This window comes from Chryseobacterium vietnamense (genome assembly GCF_031454475.1).
GTDB lineage: Bacteria > Bacteroidota > Bacteroidia > Flavobacteriales > Weeksellaceae > Chryseobacterium > Chryseobacterium vietnamense.
In genome coordinates this window covers 254,541-278,947 of record NZ_JAVDQX010000004.1, presented here as the reverse complement: position 1 = coordinate 278,947, position 24,407 = coordinate 254,541, and the positions used below count along the sequence as shown (strand labels likewise).

At 37.9% G+C, this 24,407-nt stretch carries 32 protein-coding genes; 10 read left to right on the top strand and 22 right to left on the bottom strand.

Going from position 1 to position 24,407, the window contains the following annotated elements; translation table 11 throughout:
• The first annotated feature begins 38 nt into the window (after positions 1-38).
• Both J2786_RS18320 and J2786_RS18315 read left to right on the top strand, forming a co-directional pair.
• Positions 39-1,061: a saccharopine dehydrogenase gene (locus J2786_RS18320; protein WP_047433916.1), complete on the top strand. Its 1,023-nt coding sequence runs from the start codon at positions 39-41 to the stop codon at positions 1,059-1,061.
• Positions 1,058-1,636, top strand: coding sequence for an NAD(P)H-dependent oxidoreductase (locus J2786_RS18315; RefSeq protein WP_047433914.1), 579 nt, complete (start codon positions 1,058-1,060; stop codon positions 1,634-1,636). The genes J2786_RS18320 and J2786_RS18315 overlap by 4 nt, the downstream gene beginning before the upstream one ends.
• 100 nt (positions 1,637-1,736) lie before the next feature.
• On the opposite strand, the gene J2786_RS18310 is transcribed toward J2786_RS18315, so the two are convergent.
• From J2786_RS18310 to J2786_RS18300, 3 genes are all read right to left on the bottom strand, one after another.
• Positions 1,737-2,459: an FAD-binding oxidoreductase gene (locus J2786_RS18310; RefSeq protein WP_047433912.1), complete on the bottom strand. Its 723-nt coding sequence runs from the start codon at positions 2,457-2,459 to the stop codon at positions 1,737-1,739.
• An 88-nt stretch (positions 2,460-2,547) separates the two neighbouring features.
• Complete coding sequence (locus J2786_RS18305; RefSeq protein ID WP_047433910.1) at positions 2,548-3,411, bottom strand: helix-turn-helix domain-containing protein; 864 nt, start codon at positions 3,409-3,411, stop codon at positions 2,548-2,550.
• Positions 3,412-3,588: 177 nt separating this feature from the next.
• A complete protein-coding gene (locus tag J2786_RS18300) occupies positions 3,589-4,224 on the bottom strand; it encodes a LysE family translocator (protein ID WP_047433909.1) in 636 nt (211 codons plus the stop codon).
• A gap of 204 nt (positions 4,225-4,428) precedes the next feature.
• Here J2786_RS18300 and J2786_RS18295 point away from each other — a divergent pair, with 204 nt between their 5' ends.
• The 4 genes from J2786_RS18295 to J2786_RS18280 all read left to right on the top strand — a co-directional run bounded on the left by J2786_RS18295 (position 4,429) and on the right by J2786_RS18280 (position 7,181).
• Positions 4,429-5,142, top strand: a complete 714-nt coding sequence (locus J2786_RS18295) for a hypothetical protein (protein ID WP_047433907.1) — start codon at positions 4,429-4,431, stop codon at positions 5,140-5,142.
• A gap of 94 nt (positions 5,143-5,236) precedes the next feature.
• Positions 5,237-5,773 (top strand): hypothetical protein, encoded by a 537-nt coding sequence (locus J2786_RS18290; protein ID WP_156121551.1) that lies wholly within the window; start codon positions 5,237-5,239, stop codon positions 5,771-5,773.
• Positions 5,743-6,492, top strand: coding sequence for a sensor histidine kinase (locus J2786_RS18285; protein WP_047433903.1), 750 nt, complete (start codon positions 5,743-5,745; stop codon positions 6,490-6,492). Before J2786_RS18290 ends, J2786_RS18285 begins: the two co-directional genes overlap by 31 nt.
• An 8-nt stretch (positions 6,493-6,500) precedes the next feature.
• Positions 6,501-7,181, top strand: coding sequence for a response regulator transcription factor (locus tag J2786_RS18280; protein WP_047433901.1), 681 nt, complete (start codon positions 6,501-6,503; stop codon positions 7,179-7,181).
• Between the two features lie 67 nt (positions 7,182-7,248).
• On the opposite strand, the gene J2786_RS18275 is transcribed toward J2786_RS18280, so the two are convergent.
• The 11 genes from J2786_RS18275 to J2786_RS18225 all read right to left on the bottom strand — a co-directional run bounded on the left by J2786_RS18275 (position 7,249) and on the right by J2786_RS18225 (position 11,796).
• A complete protein-coding gene (locus J2786_RS18275) occupies positions 7,249-7,512 on the bottom strand; it encodes a RebB family R body protein (RefSeq protein WP_047433900.1) in 264 nt (87 codons plus the stop codon).
• Between the two features lie 84 nt (positions 7,513-7,596).
• Positions 7,597-7,854, bottom strand: coding sequence for a RebB family R body protein (locus J2786_RS18270; RefSeq protein ID WP_047433898.1), 258 nt, complete (start codon positions 7,852-7,854; stop codon positions 7,597-7,599).
• Positions 7,855-7,940: 86 nt separating this feature from the next.
• Positions 7,941-8,198, bottom strand: coding sequence for a RebB family R body protein (locus J2786_RS18265; RefSeq protein WP_034697225.1), 258 nt, complete (start codon positions 8,196-8,198; stop codon positions 7,941-7,943).
• Between the two features lie 77 nt (positions 8,199-8,275).
• Positions 8,276-8,533 (bottom strand): RebB family R body protein, encoded by a 258-nt coding sequence (locus tag J2786_RS18260; protein ID WP_034697223.1) that lies wholly within the window; start codon positions 8,531-8,533, stop codon positions 8,276-8,278.
• A 77-nt stretch (positions 8,534-8,610) separates the two neighbouring features.
• Positions 8,611-8,868 (bottom strand): RebB family R body protein, encoded by a 258-nt coding sequence (locus tag J2786_RS18255; protein ID WP_034697220.1) that lies wholly within the window; start codon positions 8,866-8,868, stop codon positions 8,611-8,613.
• A gap of 463 nt (positions 8,869-9,331) precedes the next feature.
• Positions 9,332-9,559 (bottom strand): hypothetical protein, encoded by a 228-nt coding sequence (locus tag J2786_RS18250; RefSeq protein ID WP_047433895.1) that lies wholly within the window; start codon positions 9,557-9,559, stop codon positions 9,332-9,334.
• A gap of 20 nt (positions 9,560-9,579) precedes the next feature.
• Positions 9,580-9,963: a hypothetical protein gene (locus J2786_RS18245; protein WP_047433893.1), complete on the bottom strand. Its 384-nt coding sequence runs from the start codon at positions 9,961-9,963 to the stop codon at positions 9,580-9,582.
• A 33-nt stretch (positions 9,964-9,996) separates the two neighbouring features.
• Positions 9,997-10,824 carry a hypothetical protein gene (locus J2786_RS18240; protein ID WP_047433891.1) on the bottom strand — a complete coding sequence of 276 codons (828 nt, stop codon included), beginning with the start codon at positions 10,822-10,824 and terminating at the stop codon, positions 9,997-9,999.
• Entirely contained in the window at positions 10,821-11,009 is a 189-nt protein-coding gene (locus tag J2786_RS18235) for a hypothetical protein (protein WP_047433889.1), read from the bottom strand. Before J2786_RS18235 ends, J2786_RS18240 begins: the two co-directional genes overlap by 4 nt.
• 38 nt (positions 11,010-11,047) lie before the next feature.
• On the bottom strand, positions 11,048-11,563 hold the full coding sequence (locus tag J2786_RS18230) for a hypothetical protein (protein WP_047433887.1): 516 nt from the start codon (positions 11,561-11,563) through the stop codon (positions 11,048-11,050).
• 17 nt (positions 11,564-11,580) lie between these two features.
• A complete protein-coding gene (locus J2786_RS18225) occupies positions 11,581-11,796 on the bottom strand; it encodes a RebB family R body protein (RefSeq protein WP_047433885.1) in 216 nt (71 codons plus the stop codon).
• Between the two features lie 441 nt (positions 11,797-12,237).
• Here J2786_RS18225 and J2786_RS18220 point away from each other — a divergent pair, with 441 nt between their 5' ends.
• Positions 12,238-13,317, top strand: a complete 1,080-nt coding sequence (locus J2786_RS18220; protein ID WP_047433884.1) for a hypothetical protein — start codon at positions 12,238-12,240, stop codon at positions 13,315-13,317.
• Positions 13,318-13,387: 70 nt separating this feature from the next.
• Here J2786_RS18220 and J2786_RS18215 read toward each other — a convergent pair whose 3' ends face one another.
• A complete protein-coding gene (locus J2786_RS18215; RefSeq protein ID WP_047433882.1) occupies positions 13,388-14,269 on the bottom strand; it encodes a CPBP family intramembrane glutamic endopeptidase in 882 nt (293 codons plus the stop codon).
• Positions 14,270-14,441: 172 nt separating this feature from the next.
• On the opposite strand from J2786_RS18215, the gene J2786_RS18210 reads away from it, so the two are divergent.
• The 3 genes from J2786_RS18210 (at position 14,442) to J2786_RS18200 (ending at position 17,127) form a co-directional block, all read left to right on the top strand.
• Complete coding sequence (locus tag J2786_RS18210; protein ID WP_047433880.1) at positions 14,442-15,014, top strand: helix-turn-helix domain-containing protein; 573 nt, start codon at positions 14,442-14,444, stop codon at positions 15,012-15,014.
• Between the two features lie 86 nt (positions 15,015-15,100).
• Positions 15,101-16,588, top strand: coding sequence for a serine hydrolase domain-containing protein (locus J2786_RS18205; protein WP_047433879.1), 1,488 nt, complete (start codon positions 15,101-15,103; stop codon positions 16,586-16,588).
• 110 nt (positions 16,589-16,698) lie between these two features.
• The gene (locus J2786_RS18200) at positions 16,699-17,127 is read left to right on the top strand and encodes a DUF3592 domain-containing protein (protein WP_047433877.1); all 429 of its coding nucleotides are present in this window, start codon (positions 16,699-16,701) and stop codon (positions 17,125-17,127) included.
• 41 nt (positions 17,128-17,168) lie between these two features.
• Here the strand turns inward: J2786_RS18200 and J2786_RS18195 are convergent, their stop codons facing one another.
• The 7 genes from J2786_RS18195 to J2786_RS18165 form a co-directional block, all read right to left on the bottom strand.
• Entirely contained in the window at positions 17,169-18,065 is an 897-nt protein-coding gene (locus J2786_RS18195) for a cyclase family protein (RefSeq protein WP_047433875.1), read from the bottom strand.
• A gap of 31 nt (positions 18,066-18,096) precedes the next feature.
• The gene (locus tag J2786_RS18190; RefSeq protein ID WP_047433873.1) at positions 18,097-18,705 is read right to left on the bottom strand and encodes a Crp/Fnr family transcriptional regulator; all 609 of its coding nucleotides are present in this window, start codon (positions 18,703-18,705) and stop codon (positions 18,097-18,099) included.
• 78 nt (positions 18,706-18,783) lie between these two features.
• Entirely contained in the window at positions 18,784-19,329 is a 546-nt protein-coding gene (locus J2786_RS18185; RefSeq protein ID WP_047433871.1) for a hypothetical protein, read from the bottom strand.
• A gap of 144 nt (positions 19,330-19,473) precedes the next feature.
• The gene (locus J2786_RS18180) at positions 19,474-21,042 is read right to left on the bottom strand and encodes an ABC transporter permease/substrate-binding protein (protein ID WP_047433869.1); all 1,569 of its coding nucleotides are present in this window, start codon (positions 21,040-21,042) and stop codon (positions 19,474-19,476) included.
• Entirely contained in the window at positions 21,039-21,959 is a 921-nt protein-coding gene (locus tag J2786_RS18175) for an ABC transporter ATP-binding protein (RefSeq protein ID WP_047433868.1), read from the bottom strand. The genes J2786_RS18180 and J2786_RS18175 overlap by 4 nt, the downstream gene beginning before the upstream one ends.
• A 10-nt stretch (positions 21,960-21,969) precedes the next feature.
• On the bottom strand, positions 21,970-23,139 hold the full coding sequence (gene egtB, locus J2786_RS18170; RefSeq protein ID WP_047433866.1) for an ergothioneine biosynthesis protein EgtB: 1,170 nt from the start codon (positions 23,137-23,139) through the stop codon (positions 21,970-21,972).
• 87 nt (positions 23,140-23,226) lie between these two features.
• Positions 23,227-24,210, bottom strand: coding sequence for an L-histidine N(alpha)-methyltransferase (locus J2786_RS18165; RefSeq protein ID WP_047433865.1), 984 nt, complete (start codon positions 24,208-24,210; stop codon positions 23,227-23,229).
• Positions 24,211-24,407 lie beyond the last annotated feature (197 nt).

The window sequence follows — 24,407 nt, the reverse complement described above, 5'->3', positions numbered from 1 at the left end:
ATTGAAACAGGAGCGCTCTACTTTTGTCAAAAAAAGTTATGGAGCAAAATATTCTTATAATTGGAGGAAATGGACTGGTAGGTAAAACAATTTCCCGTATACTGAAATCAAGAAATCCTCATCTTACGGTTTTTATCGGAGGAAGGAAAGGTGGAAAAACAGACAAAGACCTGAAGATTGATGTTACAGATCCTTCCTCTTTTAAAATTATTTCCGACAAAAAAATACACCTTATCATTCTTTCTGTGAATGATAAAGACGATCATGTACTTCGTTTTGCGATTGATCATCATATAGATTATCTGGATATTACCAAACCTACTCCGGCATTGGTAAAAGCTTACAGTATTGCAGGGAAGTCAAAGGTAAACAGCAGAATTGTCTTCAGTTCAGGCTGGATGGGTGGAATTGTCCCTGGATTGGCTAACATTCTTTCGGATTCAGGTGATATTACTGAAGCGAAACTCTTTGTTTATTATTCTGTGAAAGATCTTGCAGGCGAGAGTTCAGCTCACTTTATGGCAGAAAACGTAGCCGTTCCTTTTGTGCATTATAAGAATGATAAACCGGTTTTTATCAGACATTTTCTGGACGCAGAAGCTTTTAACTTTTCCTTTGGAATAGGGAAAAGAAGTGCCTATAATTTTGATGTGCCCGACCTGTATATTCTCAACAAAGTGGAAAGAATTTCCGATATAAGTGTGAAAATGACCTACAACTCAAAATTCATAACCTGGCTGCTGGGAGCATTTCAATATCTCAGGATCTACAATATTTTGTCACTAAAGGAAAGAAAAATGTTTTTTGGATCCAGTGGTAACGGAGATCAGGCGGTCTTTGAAATTGTAGTTGATAGTCATTCGGGAGAAAAGAGGCTGAGTTTGCAGAGTGAAAAAGGACAGGCAGAATTAACCGCTTTATCTGCTGTTCTGCATACCGAAGAACTGTTGAGAAATCCTCACGAAAATAAAGTATATTTCAGTCATCAGCTGCATGAGCCTTTATCATTAATGGCACAGCTTAATGCCTATGATTCTATCAATATCAATGTAACACAATGAAAAAAATAGCTATCATTAACGGACATCCCAATAAAGATTCTTTCAATTTTGGGATAGCAGAAGCTTACAGATCAGGAGCAATAGAAGCAGGAGCTGAAGTAAAAGAAATAGTGATAAGGGATTTACACTTCAATCCCAATTTACAGTTCGGATATCAGAAAAGAATGGAGCTTGAGCCGGATCTGTTGAAAGCCTGGGAAGTTATTCAGTGGGCAGATCATCTCGTTTGGATACATCCTGTCTGGTGGGGAGGATTTCCAGCGCTAATGAAAGGATTCATAGACCGACTTTTTTTACCGGGAATGGCCTATAAATATCGTGAAAATTCTGTGTGGTGGGACAAGCTGCTGAAAGGAAAAACGGCTCACATTATTACCACATTAGACCAGCCGGGATGGTATTACCGTCTGTTTTTTGGCAGGCCCAGCGTGAATCAGCTTAAAAAATCCATATTGGAATATTGTGGAGTAAAACCCGTTAAACTGACTTATATCGGAATTATCCGGAATTCTAAAGATGAGCAGCGGGTTCAATGGTTGAGGAAAGTGAAGGAACTAGGAAAGAAACAGAAATAATTTAAATTTTAGGATGTAGTAATGATAACTTTATCCGGCAATAATTTTCTATTGCCGGTTAAAGTTCATTATTATAGTTAAATACAGTTGTTTTACTATTTTACAGGCCTTTTTTTCCTTCAATCCAATATGCCTGTGATTTTATGCACTTGGGAGAAACTCCTCTGGCTTTAAGAAATTTTCTGATCAGAGACATTTTTCCTCCGTTTCCGGTAAGGTAAAAAATCACTTCATTATCAGAAATAGAATCTTTTTCTTCCCTCAGAAAATCATTCAATGCTTCAATCATTCTCATGGTATTGTTCTTGGGGCTGTGGTAACCATATAAATTCAGTTTTTCCAGAGCAGAACACTCTTCCAGTTCATGAAGACATATGAATAAAGAACCGGATTCCTCTACGGCTTCCTTGATGGAAATAGAACTTCCCAAAGAAGTTTCATCACCCACAGAAAAATGAATTTTAGCATCAGGAGTAAAAAATTGTTTTCCTCTGGGCATTAAAAGCTTGATGGAAGCTCCTTTTATGAGTTGAGTGACAAAATTACTTCCTGCAGCAGACTTATCATGTAAGTGAAATAAAACATCGAAAGTTCCCGCTTCCTTGTTAAAATTAAAAGGCGAATAATTCCTGAAATCACGATCATTGATTCTTATTCCAATAGCGTAGGCGGGTTCATAAGGAACCTCCTGTAAATCCGTTTCAAAGCGTATCAGTCGAAGATCATTGGTAATCTGTTCTATATGGCTAACGGTACATTCTTTAAATTTTGAGGACCAAACATTTTCTACGGTGTCATTGATCCATTTTGGCAGGCTTGGCATAAATTATTTTTATTGCAAAGGACGTTGCAAAATGGGAAAATACCGATAGCAGTTTCGGGGAATTAATTGGACTATTCGTGGTAGTGAACTATTGATGTTGATTCCGGAATTGTGATGGAGATTGATCTTCCAGTTTGGAAAATAGACGACTGAAATAGGTGTGATCACTATATCCCAGTTCATAAGCCACTTCTTTTACACTCAGATTGGTAAAAACTAGTAATCTTTTGGCTTCAATCAAAATTTCCTGATGAATCCAGTGTTGTGCAGGCTTTCCTGTCACTTCGCGAACCGTTTCAGTCAGGTATCCTCTTGTGATATTTAAGACTTCTGCATATTCAGATGGACTTTTCATGGTTTTAAAATCTTTTCGAACCAAAATTCTGAATGCTCTGCACAGTTGTAAAGCACGGTTTTCACCTGAAGCAGGAGAAATGTTTTTCTGAGAATACATTAAAGCAAACATTCCAAGGAATGCGTTAAGCAACGACTGTACAACCAGAAATCCTTCTTTGGAAGAAAGCATTTCGTTCGTATAAGATGCATGAAGCATGCTGGCTGTGGTATTGATTTTTTTGATGAGGCTTTTATCCATCGACAGTGGCTGTATTTCGCCCAGGGATTCATCAAAAAAAGAACGTACGGTATCGGGAACAAGTTCCGCTTTTACAGCAACAAACCATCCGCAGACCTCTTCCATGAGAAGTCCCTGATGTACCTGACCCGGCAATACGCAGAAAATAGTGGATTCTTTGGCTTCAATGGTTTTAAAATCGACCATCATTCTCACGTGACCGCTTTCCATACAGGTAAAAATATAATGGCTGTCGCGATGTATGCCTTTATCCAAAAGAATATCTCCCGCATTCTGAGTACGTTTATCCATCCTTTTGATATGGAACTGATGATGGGTAATACCGTTTAAGTCGTAAGTAGGAATGGTCTGTTTCATCTTTTAAACCTGTTGTGATGAGGATAATACGCAAGGTTAAAATTACGTATTTTCACGGTTTTACATTCCGGATTTTAATCTCAAATTCGCGGTGCATAACCATGATGCTTTTCTTCAAGTCAGATTTTATATGAATATACACCGGAATTCGGAACAGAAAGAAACCTGTTCCGGATTTTATTTTGCTTTTGAAAATGCCATTTTTATGGCTAAATAGGTTAAGACACTGGCCATAAACCATTTCTGGACTTTTATCCAGACCGGATTATGGGAAAAGAATAAGGCCACTTTTGCAGCTGTTAATACAATGATAAAGTTGATGCTGAAGCTGATCAGAACCTGAATGATCCCAAGTTCAAGGCTTTGGGTAAATATTGAACCATACTCTGGTTTGATGAACTGAGGAAAGAAAGACAGGTAAAAAACAGCTACTTTCGGATTCAATACATTCGTTAAAAAACCAATGGTGAAAAGCTTTTTCGGACTATCATGGGCAACATTTTTGTCAACATCAAAAATATTTTTGCTTTTCGGTTTTATAGCCTGATAAGCAAGATATAAAAGATAGACAGTTCCCAGTGTTTTAAGAACGGTATACGCGAGCGGAACAGCCAGTAAAACAGCGGTGAGACCAAAAGATACCATGATGATATGGAACAAAAATCCGCAGACAACTCCGGCTAATGAGATAAACCCGGATTTTTTTCCCTGTGTAATGGATTTTGAAATCAGATAAATCATATTAGGGCCAGGGCTGATCACCAAAATGAGTGCAGCCAGAATGAAAAATATAAGCTCGTGAAATGGAATCATGGTAGTTCTTATTTAAATGAGACGGTTTCCGGTGCAAAGATAAGGGGTGTTCCTGATTAAATTTTATCAGAAACAGAAGAAAAATTCATTTTTATTCAATTAAATTTTATTTTCCACCTGAATGTGATTTAAAAAAAATATCAGTCTGTTTTTTTTGTAAATTTCAACTCATAAAATAATTATCATTCACAAATAAATATTATCATGACTACTGAAAACATCTTTGAAGCTATCAGAAAATGGAAAAATCTTATCGATTCTTATAAAAACGGAATTGACAGGAATGGAGCAGAAATTTTGAATTATTTGAATCAGGGAACTCACTTCAGCGTTTCAGGTGAAGACATTGAACAATGGAAGAGAAACCTTGGAACTATGGAGCTCCCAATGATTCATGCCTATGTGGGAATTCATGAAGGTAAGCTGAAATTTTTTCTCATTGATTCTAAAAGTGATAAAGATGCTGATTTCAACACCATTCTTATAAAAGACTTTTTAGTAGAATTCAGTGAATCAAAAATAGAAAGCAGCAATGATATGGTGATAGATGTTCCTCCTATTACTGCGGAATCAGCCATTAACCGCAGTTTCAGATGGAATATGTTTGGGAATTCGTGGCTGCAGGCTCAGAAAACAGAAGATATTTTTCAACTGATTTCCATACCGTTTTCAGATTATGAAAATATGGGAATTACGGCAGGACAGACGTGTACCAGCTTCTTTGGGCTTACAGATGATCTGGAAAAAAAAGATCCAGGGTTCCCTTATCATATTGAAATTATTACTGTGAAAAGTCTCGCTATTAACCATATGAGCGAGACCGCTGAAAATTATTCTACACCAAGACCTCCTTTTACGATTATTGATATTCTTAATGATTATCAACTTCTGAAGCAAAGTACCAGTGTTTTCGTATAACAGCTTATCCCTTTATTTACAAATTATAATTAATCTTGTCTTATGCACCGGATTGATTGTATTGATAAAAGAAGGGATCAAAACAAAACTTCCTGTGATTATACTGCTCTCAGGAGAATTGATGCTGGAGTTCACGGACTTAACCGACAGGCTGATGAAATTAAATACACTCAATACTTACAATTATATATTGAGCCAGTTTTTTGGTTTGATGATCCTTACGGTGATTTATAACAATTATTATATACAACTTTCCCGCACATTAAGAGGGGTTGTCTATTGTTATGCTGTCCTGGTTTTGATTACTAATGGGTTATTTGTACAAAATGATATGCGGGTTACTTTTTATTCCAATATTATCACCAGTATTATCATCTGTAGTTATGCTGCTGCTTATTTTATGAAAATCATCAGGGAAGGTAGGACCGATAGGAATATGTTTATCGTGAACATCATCGTTTTTCTGTTTTTCTCTATAGAATGTATCATATCCACTACCTTTAATTTTTTAATCAGCAACCATCTGAACTGGGTAGCTCCTATCTGGCTTTTTAGAGGCATTTTGCTATTGTCTTTTTATCTTGCTTTTATTAATCTGGGATGGGGCGTTGGGAAAATCAGGATCAGATAATTGTATGGATATGGATCGGTATTGGATTGTTTTCTTTAACAACATTGTTTGTGACGTTATTGGTTATTAGTTATTTAAAAAACATAAGGAAAAACAAAAAGAAAGTTTCCCGTCTGGTCCGTAATTCAAAAAATGAACATTGGGAGAATATGCTTCTTTTACAGGAACAGGACAGGGAACGGCTGGCAGAAGAACTTCATGATAATATTATTTCACAGTTAAATCTTATCCGTTTGAATCTTAATGATAAAATGCCGGAAGAACTTAATCGTGATTTAAAAAAGTCTATGCAGCTGATAAGGGAATTATCCCATAATCTTACGCCGCCTGACCTCGATGAGGTGGAACTGGTAGATTTGATTGCAGACTATCTTGAGCAGGTTAATAAAAATATAGAGGTTATTTTCAATCATATGACGATCAGAATACCGATCAGTAATCCTGTAAAACTTAATCTTTTCAGAATTGTTCAGGAACTGATCACCAATATTTTAAAACATGCGGAAGCCACCAGAGTAGATGTCTCCTTAAGAATCTCTCTGAATTATTTAATATTAACCATAGAGGATAACGGCCGCGGATTCATCATTGAAAACCAGTCTGGAGGTATTGGGCTGAGGAATATTAAAACAAGAACACAAAAAATTAAAGCCATCTATAAACTTAAAACCCAGCCTGAAAAAGGTACAAAATTTATAGCCTGTATGGCAATACAATAAAAATAAACATGGAACACTCAAAAATTAAAATCGGAATTGTAGATGATGATCTGCTGTTTGTACAGCTTTTAAAAAATTATATTGAAAACAATGGAGACTATCAGGTGATGCTTACCTCCACAGGCGGATATAAGTTTCTCGCAGAACAGGATTCTGCCTCTTTAGATCTGCTGATCCTGGATCTGAGAATGGCCAATGGGGACGGCCTTGAAGTGATGACTGAACTGTCCCGCAAAGAAACTGAAACAAAAATCATTATTCTTTCAAGCTTTTACCGCCGTTCATTCATGGGACAGATGCTGAAAATGGGAGCCCATGCTTTTTTGCCCAAAGAAATTGAACTGGAAGAATTGTTATCTGTTATGAAGACTGTTCATCATACCGGGCATTATTTTTCCAATGATCAGATTGATGTCATGAGAACCCAGCTTTCCAACAAGCTTCCGGAGTTTCATGCGTTCTCCAAAAATGAACTGACAGACAGGGAAATTGATGTTTTACGATTAGTTTGTCAGCAGCTGAGCACCAAAGAAATTGCAGATTCTCTGTTTATTTCACCCAAAACGGTAGAAACGCATAAGACTAATCTGATGATCAAGACTGGAGTGAAAAATATGGCGGGACTTGTTATTTATGCTGTACAGAATAAAGTGATAGATCCTGAAGAAATTGTATTGTTTGATAAATAGCTTTATTCAAAAAAAGAATCAGGGAGCACTTGAATGTACTCCCTGATCACAAGAAATCTAAAAAACACTATAATTTAGGATGTAATATTTTAGCAATAGAAACTGCATCTGCTACCGTATCCATACTGTAGATCTGGATGACACCTTGTGTAGTAGCAGCCTGACCTAAGATATTTTGTTGGTTTTGAGCATTCACTGCATTTTCAAACATAATTCCTGTAGAATGTGCAGCGGATTGATATACGTTACTTAAAGCCATTGCAGGAGATTCTCCAACTACTTTTACGTTAGATTGTGTTACTGCGTCTGTGATTTGTTCGTTTACTGGCATAATGATTATTGTTTATTTGGGTTAAAAACAACCGGAATTTCCGGTTGTTCGGATAATGGTATTTAAGCAATTCGCAACAACGAATTAGGGATTAAGGATTTTGGCAATTGAAACTGCATCTGCAACTGTATCCAGGCTGTAGATCTGTGCAATACCTTGTGTAGTGGCAGCCTGGGTAACAATATTTTGCTGGTTTTGTGTATTCACTGCATTTTCAAACAGGATTCCTGTAGAATGGGCTGCAGATTGATAGACGTTGGCCAGAGCCATTGCAGGAGATTCTGCTACTACTTTTACGTTGGATTGCGTTACCGCGTCTGTGATTTGTTCGTTTACTGGCATAATGATTATTGTTTATTTAGGTTTTAAAAACAACCGGAGTTTCCGGTTGTTCGGATAGTAATATGTAAGCTGTTCGTAAAAAGTGATTACGGAGTAAGGATTTTAGCAATAGAAACCGCATCGGCTATCGTATCCAGGCTGTAGATTTGAGTTACCCCTTGTGTAGTGGCAGCCTGAGTAACAATATTTTGCTGATTTTGAGTATTAATAGCATTTTCAAACATAATTCCTGTAGAATGTGCTGCTGATTGATACACGTTACTTAGAGCCATTGCAGGAGATTCTGCTACTACTTTTACGTTGGATTGAGTGACTGCGTCTGTGATTTTTTCGTTTACTGGCATAATGATTATTGTTTATTTGGGTTAAAATTACCGGGTTTTCCGGCGGGTTGATTTATTCTGCGGTTTGCAGAATTTGTTTAAGGTTTAAGAATTTTAGCAATAGAAAGAGCATCAGCGATGGTATCTTTGCTGTAGATTTGAGTAACCCCCTGTGTAGTGGCTGCCTGGGTCACAATATTATGTTGGTTTTGAGCGTTGGTTGCGTTTTCAAACATAATTCCTGTAGAATGTGCAGCAGATTGATACACATTACTTAACGCCATAGCAGGAGACTCTGCAACTACTTTTACATTAGACTGCGTTACTGCGTCTGTGATTTGTTCATTAACTGGCATAATGATTAAGGTTTATTGGGTTAAAAACAACCGGACTTTCCGATTGAGGTCATTACTTTGATCAAACCGCTTAAAAATTAAGGCTTAAGGATCTTCGCAATAGAAACCGCGTCTGCTACAGTATCCAGGCTATAGATTTGCAGAATACCCTGAGTGGTTGCTGCCTGGCCTAAAATGTTCTGTTGGTTTTGCGTATTGACCGCATTTTCAAACATGATTCCCGTAGAATGTGCAGCAGATTGGTATACGTTGGCCAGAGCCATTGCAGGAGATTCTCCTACTACTTTTACGTTCGACTGTGTTACTGCGTCTGTGATTTGTTCATTAACTGGCATAATTGTAATTGTTTTTTTGAGATCTGATCTCGGTTAATAAATTATTGAGGTAAACTAGTTTTATGTTTGAGTTTTAAACTCACCACAGATCCTGCAGATGAATGCGTTTCAAAAGCATTGGTATAAACAGGTTATGGATAAATTGGCTCTGAAGGGTGGCTCTGAATACAATGGCTGAAACCCTATCTGTAAAATCTGCGCGAGTTTAAAGCATATTTTTTTAAAAAAGGATGCGGTCTTTATTTTTAATATCTGTCTCAAAAATAAATTCCTGCTGCAGGTATGCTGGCAATACCGGATTCCTTTGGGCTAAAGATGGATTCTGAATAATTGCTCTTGTGCATTGACAGCATCTGAAAGGCGGTGCGAAAATAAATGTGGACCTGATTGTATATATGCTGAGGGCACCGGATTTCATCTTTGCATGGAAATAAACCGCATCCGTAGTTTTGATAGACCTGGATTAAAAACGCCCTTTTTTAATGGCTTCCAATTGCCTGAGCTTTATATTTTTAGGACTCATTTTTTTTAATCCCATTACATAGTGGCCGATCCCGGTTATTGCTGTCCGCTGTTGGTTTAACGCAGAATTAATCTGCATCTGTCCGGTGGAATGGGCACTTACCTGCGCGGAAATAGCCTGAGGTACTGCCGTAGACATTCCTGTAATTATAGCATCAATTTCGTTCATATTAATTCGTTTTGGTGGTGCTAAGTTTGGATGTTACCCAATCTTGAATTCAGTTTATTCATTCGCTCTATTATTTTAAGTTCTTTCTCCTTTACCTTTGCTGTGGAAGCTTCCTGCAGTTTTTTCAGCTGTTCTTCATAATTCATTACAGGAGTCTCGGGTGGTGGTGGAGTGGCAACAGGAGCAGGAGCAGCGTCATGCTGTTTTACGGCTTCTTCCAGTTTTTCCAGAAGCGGTGCAAGTGACTTCATCGTCTCTTTGATAGCTTTGTCCTTAATATAACTGATAATCTCATCTTCATGTCTTAAAACAAAAGGCATGATTTCTTTTTCTACCATTTCAGGTTCTGTCACAGGTACCGGAGGTTTTGGAGCGGGAGCTTTCTTACGGATTCTTCTTCGCATATGTTTTATTTTATGGGTAAGAACAGATATTCTTTACAGCAGATAATTAATAAATGCAGACGCAGATTTCCAATCCCGGTTGAGGTCTTTAACAACGTTATAACCTGTAATCTCTAAAGCAATACATGCAGAAATAGCGCTGGCAGTAAGCATTTCTTTTAACTGATGCGGAGGAAGGGTCAGGATATAATCATCCGGAATCATCAGCTGTTTATTTCCAGATGGAACTTCATTGACGATGATACTCAGGATCTCCTGAATATAATGCGCAATCAGTTTGGAGGCCTGAAATTCCAGCTCTCTTTTTAAGCCCACCATTTCATCCTGGGTAACCAGTTCGGAAATGGCACTTACATCCACATCATGTACAGAATATTGTGCTTCACCCGTATTAGATGGCGTGATTGTAATATCTGCTTTCAGTACACATTTTGATCTTTCAAGATTGATCGTAAGAAGTTTTGAATCATAATCAGGAACAGCAATTTCGTTCAGGGTGGTAAGAGGCATAATTCTGACATTACAGTAAAATACCTTTGGATCATCCAGCTTGACCATGATTACGGCAATTCCGGTGGAATTATCTTTAGGTTCCACTACAAAAGACTGAAAGTGAGTGTATCTTTTACCTCCTCTGCCGATGCAGTTGACCAGTCTTAAAGATGGCTGAATATTAATATCAGATGTCTGAAGATTAAATACAAATCGCTCCGAATTGTGTTCCGTTTTTTTAGGCTCTGTACTTTTGGTATCCAGATAACTGATTTCACTGTTTTTAAACAGGTAAAGTCGTTCATTTAAATCATCTAAACTTTCCAGATTTAAAATTTTGGCGGGTTTGGTTACTGAGGAATAATTCATCTTTTATTTATTTTAATTTTTTCAATGAGTTGGGCTATGATTGTTTTTTTCTTCGGATTAATTTCCGTTTCTACAGAAGGAATTACCGCTTCTTTAATCTCAGGTTTTACGAGTGGCTGTGTCAGTTTGACTGACTTTAATACTAATTTTCCCCCCTGATCAGCCGCCATAAAGCTTTTTCTCATACTTTCTTTTTCTGAGGAGGTCTTTTCCGGAACCGGATCTACCCGTTTTTTTTTTCAGGATCTTCAGCCTCAGAGGAAACTTCCGTATAAGATGGGGGAGAAGGAAGAGCTTCTGAGACGGGTAACGTGTTGACATTATAGATAGTATTGGAAATTTTAGCCTTTACTTCAGCATAATCACTTACCATTTTGAATAAGTCTTTCATCATTTCATTGCCTTTTCCTGCATCCTGACCCTGACTATTTTCAGCCATCTGAACAGAGGTTTCTTTGCTTCCCGGGGCCGGCCCGAAAGTGGTGCCATAAGTCAGTAGATTATTAGCCAATCTGCTTAATGCAATAAGACCTACCTGCTCGAATCCTTTTAAAAAAGACTGTAAATCCTGAACCATCATTCCTGTAGACTGTTCTATCATTACTTTCGTTACTCCGGTCATTGGAGAAGCCTTTGGGGGAGCCAGTACCTCACTGTTCACAAATACTACAGCTTTCTCCGCCGGAGTGGTAGCATTGGCTGCCTGGGATTGTTGGGTTTCACTGTTGTTTTCACTCATGATGGTAAGGTTTTAGATTATCCTTTTAAAATTTTAATGGCATCTGCAACAATCGCAGGGTTGAGTTGGTTCAGGTTCTGCTGGTTTGTCACAGAATTCTGAATAGAAATTCCACTGGCATGGGTAGCCATCTGGTAAAGCATACTCATAGCCTGTGCGGGAGACTCACCAAGTACGGTAACGTTAGTCTGCGTTACTGCATCTGTAGTCTGGGTGTTTACTGTATCTGCCATATTCTGGTTTTAATGGGTTACTGTTGTTTTATTTTCTAGCATCTTTTTTCAAAGACTTTTCTTTCCGCTCAATCTTTATATTATTTTTTGATTAAGTCTTCAATGTGAGATTGTTGATCTCTTTTGTCTGATACAAATTTCATCAAACAGAATAAATCTTCATTAAGGGAAAAAACTGAATTTTAAAAAATAAGGGAATTCTCTTATGAGTGAAATTTTAATCATAATTCTTTATGATAGCTGAGAACTTAATGAATGAAATAAACAAATACATTACCTGTAAATAAGGGTAAACTCTTAGTTTCTGAAAATGGGGTTTTCCCCTTTAGTGAGTCAGAATGTTTCCGCGGAAATTTGTGTTATTAATATGGATTAAAACTCTGGAAGTCAGAATAGAGAAAAATTTCAGAAATCAAATGAATAACCTTAAATAAAACAATTATGAGCATTATAGGAAAATACAACAATTTGTTTTTCAGTGCAAAAGGAACAAATGACAAAGCTAAGATAGGAATCAGGCTGAAAAACGGAAAGATAAAAGCAATGACTGTGAAGGAGGTATTCAATACCTACTTTATAAACAGCAGGGAAAATGAAAGAAAGATGCTGGAAACCTTGGAGCTGATGGGAGGAGATATAAAAGATATTATTCAGGTACTTGATATTTATAATGCAGATTATTTGTCTGAAGGAGACTATAAATTCAACCATGATCAGTGGGAAACTGACAAGTATGAAAATGAAAGAAAAGGAAAGTATGGCGATGTCAGCGAAAAGGAAAGGCATGAAGTTAATACCATTATGAATACCCAGGTTGTTACATCTTCTGTATATCGGGATCTGCAGCAATTGTTTTTTATCAAAAAATTTCATGAAAGAAGATGGGATAGCGGAAGTAAAAGTAAAGAATTTATGAGCCAAAGACTTGGTTTATTGAGAAATGGAACAGAAGGCAGTCCTGATCTCCATACGATGACATTCTACAGAACAATGGGAGAAACAGAGTTTAAAGGAATAAGTGAATGGGCAGAAAAATATAGGGCAGAGGGCGGAAATATTAAAACTGATCTTACTTTCCATCATGAAATAATGAATACAAAGGTATTTGCCAACAATAATATCCCGAATGAGATACCCGTTCGTCATCATTTGGGCGGATACAGCCAGGCCAGATGGTATGCGAGACCAGACAGGCATCAGTTTAAATTTCTCGTGCAGTTTGTATTGAATAAGAATGCTAAAGGATTCTTTGGAAAGCCGGACCAGTTAGTTTTACAAAGAACATCAAAGAATAGTAATTCTGCGGTAGCAAAAATTAAATTATGGTTTGAAGATAACGAAATACCGTTTGAAGAAATAAGTAACAGTGAAGGCCAAAAAGCAGGTAGAATAGGCCTTAAAAATGAAGATAAGGAAGGAGAGGGATTAAGTATTTCGTTAGGTGAGAGCAGAGATACTCAGGAAATATTTCAAGATCTGCTCAGCAGAATACAGCTTATTGAAGTAATTGCTCCGGAATAGATTTTTCAAAATTAATAATATATCAAAAAGACAGCCTTTTATTGAAAGGGCTGTCTTTTTAATCAAGAGGTTATGCTGAAAGTGGATGATCCTGATCCAGTTCTTTTCTCTTCCTCCAAAAGAAATAAGCAACCAGAGCAGTTGCAATAGGCAGTGCAATGCCAAATTCATCAATATAATAATTGGTATTTCCCGTATCTACAGTAAGGGGTGTAAAAATAGACTGTATAAAAAGGTTATGACTGGCATGTAAAATAACCCCTGTCCATAAACTCCCGGATTTTAGCCTCAGCCATGTAAAGATGAAACAGGCTGCAAATATCATAATGGTAAAACATAGAAGAGCCAGCCATTTTGGCCCTCCTGTATTATAATTGGAAAAAAGAAGGAGAGGATAATGATAAATGGACCATATCACACCCATCCAAAGAGAAGTAGCGGTATAAGAATTCATTTTAGCAAGTTGAGGAGTCAGAAGGCCACGCCAGCCTATTTCTTCCCCTAATGCAGATCCTACGGAACGTACCATACCAAAACTGCTCATCAGAATAATATACAGGATGATGGTAAGTCCGTCAGAAAGATTCCAGCCCATTCCTTTACCAATTTCTGCTACAAATTCATGATTATAGAAACCACCGGCTCCGCTGATCCAGATGATGAGATATGGAACTAAACTGTAAAGAACAGGAATGCAATATGCCATGATCTGGTACTTTGTCAGTCCCCATTTCCATCCCAGAGAAGAAATGGGAATGTTCCGGATACGACAGGTAAGAAATGCAGCAATAGCGGGACACCACATGACAATTGTTGCATAGGAGACCGCTCCGCCACCAAGTTTTCCTGTGCGGATACACATATAGTAGACAGGAAGACAGAAAAGAAGGGTAAGAATCAGATAAGTAGCAATATTCTTCCTGATTTCGGATCTGGGTAGTGTGTTTTCCATAAACTGATCTGGTGTTAGAGTTTATAAATAACTGAAAAATAGAAAGTTATTTTAGATAAAAATACACTTATTTTTTTATATGAATAATAATTTAAATATCAACGGACACAAGAAAAATTTTTAATCATGAAAATAGTAAATTAGCCAAAATATTTTCCGAATACCCTAAACGATGTCCAAGCTAAAAGCCATAAGAGAACAAAAGAACCTGACTCAGGAAGAACTGTCAGAAAAATCAAAGATTTCTGTGAGAACCATTCAACGCATAGAAGCCGGAACAGTACCCAAAGGACATACGCTTAGAGTACTGGCACAAACTTTAGGAATAGAAGAGATTGAGTTACAGCAGGATCAGCCACAGGTAATTTCAGAAATCAATGAGGCTGAAACAGGAGTACAGGAAGAGGAAGCTCCCATCAACTATTCTTATATTAAAATCATTAATCTTTCCTCATTAATCTTTACCCTTTTACCCCCACTGAATATTTTTGTTCCGCTTATTCTCATGCATAGTATGAAGCAGAGAAACAGCCTGGCAAGACAGATTATTTCAGTTCAGATGATCTGGACAGTAATGGCACCTATTACCTTCATGCTTGGTATCTTTTTAAAGTTCGGAAAACAGTTTACCCTGATCCTGATGATCCTGATTGTGCTTTCCAATATATTTATTATCCTTCGCAATGCAGCCGAAATCGATAAGAATAAAAAACTCTATTTCAGATTGAAATTCAGTATAATATAAATCCTGTCACGGCTTTGTCGGGTTTTTGTCAGGTCCATTTTTACTCAAAAAGGAAATGAAATTGAATCTTTGTCAAAAAAATAACAATGACAAAGTCTTCACGGTTGACCCTTCTTTTTTTCATTCTGTTCATGAGTATCATACAGGCACAAACAGAAAAAACAGATCCCCTTTATACAACCATTATGGCTAAAGACAGCCTGTTTTTTTCTGCAGGCTACAATACCTGCAACATCCAGCAGATGGAAAGTCTGTTAAGTGACAAATTTGAGTTTTATCATGATAAAGGAGGCGTCGAGGACAGGAAAAATTTTATCATTGATTTTAAAAACGGACTATGCAAATCTCCGGAAACCTATCAGATAAAAAGAGTACTGGTTGATAAAAGCACAGAGATTTATCCCATGTATAAAGACGGAAAGATTTACGCTGCCATTCAGAATGGAAATCATTTGTTTTATGAGAAAATGGGAAATCATGCTGAAAAATTAGTGGGGGAAGCAAAATTTACCCATTTGTGGATGCTTGAAAATGCTGAATGGAAACTTAGGAATTCATTGAGCTTTAATCACCATCCCAAGCAGACTACCGATAGCGAAACGATGTTTGATAACGACCAGTCGATGCAAAGCTGGCTGAAAGAAAACGATATTCCTGCTCTGGGACTGGGAATTATCGAAGATGGAAAGCTGAAGAAGGTAAAAGTTTTTGGAGAGATAAAGAAAGGAATTCCGGCACCTCCCAATGCCTTATTTAATGTGGCATCTCTTACGAAACCAGTTACAGCAATGGTAGCCTTACGGTTGGTAAGTTTAGGAAAGTGGCAACTGGATGAACCTCTTGATACTTATTGGATAGACCCTGATATTAGCAACGATCCAAAGCATAAAAAATTAACCACCAGAATTATTCTTACCCATCAGACAGGTTTTCCGAACTGGAGATGGATGAACACCGATAAGAAACTGAACTTTCAGTTTGATCCCGGCACCAGATACCAATACTCGGGAGAAGGTTTTGAATATTTACGGAAAGCAATGGAAAAGAAGTTTGGGAAAACATTGGAGCAGCTGGCACAGGAACTCATCTTTCAGCCTCTCAAAATGAAAGATAGCAGTTATATCTGGGATAAAAGCACTGATGAATCAAGATTTGCCATAGGATATGATAAAGATGGTAAAGCTTATCCAACTGAAAAAAATAAAACGGCCAATGCCGCTGATGATCTTCATACCACGATAACAGATTACGGGAATTTTATGGTAAGTGTCATGAAAGGGCAGAAAATGGAACCAAAGGTCTTTCAGGAAATGATCAGAAAACAGGTAAAAACGAAAGATAATAAATATTTCGGATTGGGATTCGAAATATATGATCTTGGAAATGGTGACTATGCTTTATCACACAGCGGAGCCGACCGGGGCACTCAATGTATTGCCATTGTATTGCCCGATTCGGGAAAGGGAATTGTAATTTTTACCAATGTTGATGATGGTTATAAAGTGTATGAGAAGCTCGTTCTCCATTATCTGGGTAAGCAAGGAAAGAAAATTGTTGATATAGAAACCAGGTAGCAGATTACTTTTTCAGGTTTTATAAAGGTTGTGATAAATCTTTGTATATTCGGGGTATTAATCTGAAAACAAGAAAGATAATCAAAATATTTGTTTCCGGATGAAATAGTATGAACAGAAAAAAAACGAAAGCTATGTGGCAGTATTATATCATCCTTGCAGCAGGAGTCATTCTGCTTGCTGCAGCATTATTAACATTCAGAAACACGCTTTCATTCTTAAAAAAAGCAGAAAAGGCAACGGCAACCGTTACCTCATTAAGGGAATATGAATCAGAGGGAACTGTATTCAGCCCTGTCTTTACCTTCCGGTCGCAAAATAATATGGAACATACTTTTGAATTGGCGGAAGGAACCAATCCCTCGGCATGGGACATTGGGGAAACAGAGACTGTTATCTATGATCCTGATGATCCTTCGTCAGTAAGTTTATATACCTATTTCAGAATTTTTGCCTGGCCCTTAATCCTGATTTCAATAGCACTGCCGTTGCTGGTGGTGGGAAGCGGGTACTTTATTGCTGAGCAGTTTCTAAAATAAACTTCATCGTCAATTGCTTGGGTTGTTTTCACAGAAACTCTTTATACGTTTTGCTGTACTGATGCAAAAGCCCTTACCGGAAAAGTTCCGGCTCCTTTGAATTTTGGGGGAGCAGCTGTAAAGGTAAAACCTTCGTCAGGAAGCTGATTCAGATGACACAGATGCTCCACAATTACTATTTCAGCACCCAGAAGAATGGTGTGCACAGGCCGGTTTCTGCCTGTTGTGTTATCAATATTATGAGAGTCAATCCCTACAAGTTTTACCTGGCAGTCTCTAAGATATTCAGCAGCACTTTGCGTAAGATAAGGATGATTTTCATAGTATATTTCAGTGTTCCAGTGGCTGTCCCATCCGGTATGGATAAGTACCGCTTTGTTTCTGATATCCCGGTTTCTGAGATGCAGATCTGTAATCTCCAGTGTTTCTGTATATGGGATCCGGATAACGACTGCCTCTAATTCAGCCAGTTTTTCCAGTTCCATCCCAGCGGTGTCTTTTCCGTTTTCAAACCTATGGAAAGGACAGTCTATATAGGTTCCTGTATTCGTAACCATTTCAATCTTACCAATTTGAAACGAAGTTCCTTCCTCATACATTTTCTGAGATTCCGTTCTGCTGAGATAATCACAGATATAAGGAGGCGGAAGCCCTTTATAAGTAGTAAGTCCCTCTTCAATGGTGTGGCTCAGATCGATCAGTCGTTCAGAAGGAAGCTCTTGTTTTACGGTCTTTCTTTTATGGGGCTCGGTAATGATCTGTTTGTTCAGGATATTGACTTTTCCAGCCATGAGAAGCCTGAGATCATCAATAATATAATCAATCAGTTCCTGGTCTGTAATAGTATCTCCGGTAATGTCAAGTCTGAATTCTTCCCCTTTCAGGTTTCCCCCGTTGGTAAAATACACTTCAAAATCAAATTGTACTCTTTTGTCCATTATTAAAATATTTAGACAAAAGTGAAGAAAATCAGATTCTGTTTACTTGACTTACATCAATTTGCCTGATTTTTTTACCTCGGACCCTGCTTAAGGTTTCAGGACTCATCCCCAGATAAGAAGCAATATGGAAAAGAGGAATTCTGTTTTCCGAATGCGGAAACTGTTCAAGAAAATAAAGATATCGTTCATAGGAATCATGAAGCAGAAAAGAGCTTTCGCGGCGGCATTTTTTAATAAATTCTTTTGTAAGGATTTCGTTAATGAGCTGATGCCATTTGGGATCCGTTAAAAGACGGTCTGTTACTATTTTGGGAAGGACAATAATTTCTGAAGCTTCCAGACATTGAAAATTAAGAGAAGTTTTTTCACCTGTCAGATAGCTTGTCAGTGCTGTAAAGAAATTATGCTCAAAGAAAAATTCAGTATTGATCTCCCGGTGGTCTTTCACGTAAAAGCTTCTGACAACTCCTTTCTGAAGAAAAAGAAGACTGTCAGCCGTTGAGTTTTCCCGTATGATATAACTGTTGATTTCCAGGTGCTGTATTTTGGCTTCAGCCCGAATCATTTCTTTCTCCTCATCGGTAAGATCAAACAAAGGATATATTGCTGTTTCGAAGAAAGGAGTAAAATCATGCATCGTTTTGAAGTTTTAAACAGTAAACAGAAACTGCAGATATATGACAAAAACAGAGCTGTAAAAATGCAGCTCCTATTTCTATTTTACCTTTTCAAGAAGATATAATTTAGCCCCGGAAAAACCTAATTTCGGCATCAGATTGCCTTCCAGAACCATTGTTTTATTGGTGACATCTATCACAGAAATATAGCTGTTGGAATTGTATTCTATATAATTCTCCTTTTCTTTTGTGGAAGGATTTTTTCCAAACTCCATAGAATATTTTACCCAATCCTCATCCTGTGTACTGCAGTGTACAGGCTTAAATTTGGACTTTTTAGCCTTGAAAACAATCTGATCAAAGCCTTCTGTACAGTCTGAGGTAAATGAACCATCAGGATTCTGATCTTTAGAAAAATCTTCAAAAGAACCACGATAAACACCTACTACTTTCCAGGTACCGTCTACACGGTCTTCATCTATCTTTCCCTTCGCTTTACTTACCGCCCAGCTGATTCCGTTTACTGTACCTTTTACCGCTTTATAACTTAAGCTTACCGCTCCGGATACTACTTTTGTAGCCGTTCTTACCACACATGAATGGAGAACAAATACAACCGAAGCCAGCAATACTATTTTCTTCATTTTGTAAAATTTTGTAAATTTTTTTCAGATACGAAGATAGGGTTTTTGGAAAAACTGATGGATTTCAAAAGACTTTTCCCCCTGTTTTTTTAATAAAAATGAGATATATTCCTGATTCACGCTATCCGCATCATCCACAGAAATTTAATTTCCATCAAAATAATGGGCAAGATCAGATATGCTTTTGATATGAAGCGCTTCAGCCTGCTTTCTCCGCATCATCAGAGCATAAGCATTATTAAATCCAAGCGGTTTCAGCCATTGAATCCCATATTGTTTTTCAAACTCTGCATTCACGTATTCATAGGTTTTGGCGGGACTTTTGGACACATTGCTGACGGTCTCTGAGGTTGGCTTTAAAAGCACCAGAAGCCCGGTTCCCGTATATTCAGGATAAAAGTCTATGGCATCGTTCATTAAGGCATCAAAACATATCTTTGTTCCCCCTAAACCTGTTTTGGTTTCCACTTTATAATCTGTATATCCTTCAATAAGAAGGGTATACATTTCTGCGAGAATATACTGTTCCCCAAAGATTTTTGAGCCAATCCTGACGGTTCCTGTATTTCCTTTCCGGGGACTTTTATAAAGATTATTTCTGATGAGGAAATCCTTTGCAATCTTTTCAGGATTTTGATGGAGATGATCAGCTCTGTAATTCAGATCCGTCATGATAGAATCATTGAACTTTCCAGCCAATAGATTTAAGGTGTTTTCCAATTCCGGAAATTTTTTCATTGTTTTGGTCTTGATAATGGGAGCTGCATAATAAGGCGGAAATATTTTTTTATCATCATTCAGTACATACAGATCATACGCTTTGATTCTGCCATCGGTAGAATATCCGCTGATCAGATCCAGTTCCTTCTCGTAAGCAGCCTTATACATAATTGCATCATTTACCACAAGAGGATTCACATTCAGCCCATACACCGAACGAAGTCCGATGTCACCATCCTGTCTTCCCATAAATTCCGGTGTAAAACCAGCTTTAATTGTCCTGTGTGATACAAAAGTCAGAAGATACCCTATTCCCAGAATCATAAAGATAACAGGAAGAATATATTTCAGTTTTTGAAAGAACCGGTAACCTGATTTCTGGATCATGGCAATAATCTGGTCCAGAAAGATAGCTAATAATGCTGCCGGAATGGCTCCGGCAAGAATCATATTCGTATTGTTGAGTGAAATTCCTCCGAAGATAAACTCTCCCAAACCACCTGCTGCCACAAAAGAGGCCAGTGTAGCTACTCCTACATTTATAACAGCAGCAGTCCTGATACCGGCAATGATAACCGGCATGGCTAAAGGAAGTTTCACCTTAAAAAGAAGCTGCCTTCTGTTCATTCCCATGGCTTTGGCTGCCTCAATCACAGCCGGATCTACACCCATAATTCCGGTATACGTATTCCGGATAATGGGAAGAAGAGCATAGATCAATAAAGCAGCAATGGCTGGCTTCGGACCAATACCGAAAACAGGAATCATAAAACCCAGCAAGGCAATACTCGGAATGGTCTGTAAAATACCTGCGGTACCCAGCACCGGGCTTGAAAGTTTCTTTTTTCTGGAAATCAGGATACCTAAAGGTACCCCGACCATGATGGCGAGAAGCAGGGACAAAAAGGTAAGCCCAAGATGCTGAATGATCTGGGTAGTAAGCTTTTCGTGCTGTTCAGCAATAAATTGCCAAAAACTCTGTTGCTGCGTCATACCATCTGTGATTTTCTGTAATGATTAAATGCTCTGACTACTTCCTCATATACTCCGGCATTTTGGTGATCGGAACTCAATTGCTGTAAAATATCCCACACACTTGTACTACCCGTTCCATTGGGCCTGTAGTAGTGATTTTCTGGTGTAAGAAATGGACTGATGTGATGTAACGATGTTACTTTATACTCTAATAAAAGACGGTTTTTGGCAAAAAAATCGCGCACAAAGTCATTTTCAGGCTGGTAAAGTATTTCCCTGGGAGTGCCAGTCTGTACTATTTTTCCCTGATCCATCAGGCATATCCGGTGTCCCAGCTCAAATGCCTCCTGTACATCATGGGTAACCAGTATGATTGTTTTATTTTTAAGCTCCTCCAATGATTTAAATTCTGAATGAATATCAGCCTTAGTAATGGTATCAAGCGCTCCGAAAGGTTCATCCATCAGCAAAACGGGATTGTCTGCAATCAGTGCCCTTGCAATACCTACCCGCTGCTGTTGTCCGCCGCTTAGCTCATGGGGAAATCGGGAAAGTACCTCTTCAGAAAGGTGAAGCTTAGCCAAAAGTTCATGCGTTTTTCTTTCTGTCTTCTTTTTGTCCCATTTCAACAGTTCAGGAACTACCGCAATATTCTGCTGAATGGTATAATGGGGGAATAATCCTGAATGCTGCATGACAAAACCAATTCCCATTCTCAGTTCCTCAGCTTTCTGATCGCGGATATTTTTGCCATCTATGAAGATGTTTCCGGAATCTGCTTCTATGAGACGGTTGATCATTTTAAGCGTGGTTGTTTTCCCACACCCGCTGGTTCCTAAAAGAACAAGGATTTCCTGATCAAGAGCCTGAAAAGAAATTTGATCTACTGCCTTTTTTCCGTTAAAACTTTTTGAAATTGATTCTACTGTGATCATCGGCGAAAAATTACTGAGCAAGTCTGATTCCTGTAAACTGCCATTTTAAATTAGGCTGAAAAAAATTGCGGTATGTATTTCTGCTGTGTCCCGGAGGTGTGGCTTCTGAAGCTCCTCTTAAAACCATTTGATTGATCATGAACTTTCCGTTATATTCACCTACTGCGCCTGCTTCTTTCTTAAAATGAGGGTAGGGGAGATAAGCAGAATTCGTCCATTCCCAGCGTGTTCCCCAGTCAAAATAAATGGAAGCTGTTTCCCATTCTTCTTCAGTGGGCAGACGCATTCCTTTCCAGGAGGCAAAAGCAGAGGCTTCATAGAAATTAACGTGGCACAATGGGGCGGCAGGGTCTATTTCCTGTAATCCGTTGAGGGTATAATACATCCATTTGTTTTCGATATAATGCCAGTACAGTGGAGATTTTGCAGAGTTTTGTTTCACCCAGTCCCATCCTTCAGCATGCCAGTGTCTGAAATCTTCATACCCGCCTGCTTTCATAAATTCTAAATATTCACCATTGGTGACAAGCTGGCTGGCAATTTCGAAGTCAGTGAGGTATACTTTATGTCTTCCTAATTCATTATCAAAGCAAAATCCCTCTCCTTTAAATCCAATTTCATAGACTCCTTCAGAAAACTTTAGCATTTCCAGATCTCCGGAGTTCTTTTGTCCTGATTTTTCTTTTGTATAAGCAGGGAAAAGCGGATTATGTCCTAAAATATATTTAATGTCAGTGACTAATAGCTCCTGGTGCTGCTGCTCATGGTTAAGCCCCAGTTCCAAAAGAGGTTCAATAGCTTCTGTCAGAAATGAGCTTTCAAGAAAAGCTTCCATATGCTCATCTACATATTTTCTATATTGATATACCTCTGAAACAGAAGGGCGGCTGAGGTTTCCACGGTCGGTCCGGATCACCCGTGCCCCGATTGTTTCATAGTAACTGTTGAAAACAAAATTATACTGGGGATCAAAAACCTTATAATCCGGAAAATGTGGGGTAAGAATAAAGGTTTCAAAAAACCAGGTGGTATGACCAAGGTGCCATTTCGGAGGACTTACATCTACAATCGGCTGTACTACATAATCTTCGATTTCCAGTGGAGCACAGATTTCTTCAGAACGTCTGCGGATGTCCTTATACTTTTTAGTAAAATCTTTTGTGGTGATCTCTGGTGTCATGTCTTTTAGTTTTTAATGATTGATGTCCAATGAAAGAAGTCTATTTATTTTTTCACTTTTGCAGATGTGCAGTGTGTATTCTCATTTTTATTTTACCTGCCAGATTGAATCTACAAACCATTTTTTAGAATCGTTGATATTTCCAGTGATCGTAAAACCTGATTTTTGGGCTAATTCCATGATTTTTTCAGAAGAAAATTTTTGTGAAATTTCCATGTCGATCCATTCGTTTTCTTCAAAAGAAATCTTTGTATTGTCAATAGTCACATCCTGGCTGATAAGGCTTATCAGAAAACTTCTGCACGCTCCGCTAACCGGATCATACGTCTGGTAATGCTGAAATTGTTTCAGATCAAAATTACCGCCCAGTTCATTGTTGATGCGGGTAAGAAGGTTAAGGTTAAAAGAAGCGGTAATTCCTTCTTTGTCATTGTAGGCCTCCAGAATGGTGTGTGGGTTTTTCATTAAGTCAAATCCTATCAATACACGATCTTTCGGAGATAGATTTCGATTCAGATGCAGACAGAAATCTTTAGCCTCTTCCAGAGTCATATTCCCGATATTACTTCCTAAAAATAACACAACTTTTCTCCGGTTGGATAATGAAGCTGCTTTTTGAAGCATTTCAAAATAATCTCCTTCCAGACAGGTTATTTTGATTTCCGGAAGCTGGCTGCTCAGTTTTTGATGAAGTATGGAAAGAATATTTCCTGAAATATCAATCGGCATGTAAGTAAAGTTAATCCCTTTCCGGATCAGCTGTTCAAGTAAATAGGTCGATTTCATGGCGTCTCCTGCACCCAATTCAATCAGGTCAAAAGGTTCGTCTCCGGGAATAAGCAGATCAATAAGTTCATCTGTTTTATTTTTGAAAATATCCAGCTCACAACGGGTAAGATAATAGGAAGGCATGGCCATGATTTGCTGAAAAAGATGATCGCCGATCTTATCGTAAAAATATTTTGAAGATAATTTTTTAGGAGTATTGCTAAGGCCGTTTAAAATATCTGAACGGAAATGATCAACAGCATTATTATCAGTTGTAGATTGCGGGTCTAACTGTACATTCATAAGTATTATTTTGTGTGATTTGTAGATTATTGCAATTATCCTGCCTTTTACAACATGAAATTCTTATATCTATTTAAATATAAACAATTTTATTTTTAATAAAATGATTATCATGATGTTTTTACCAGATGTGGTACTTTTTTATCCATCATGAATCCTTTCTTTTGATAGTAGAAGCCAGCAAAAAGAGTAGGGAG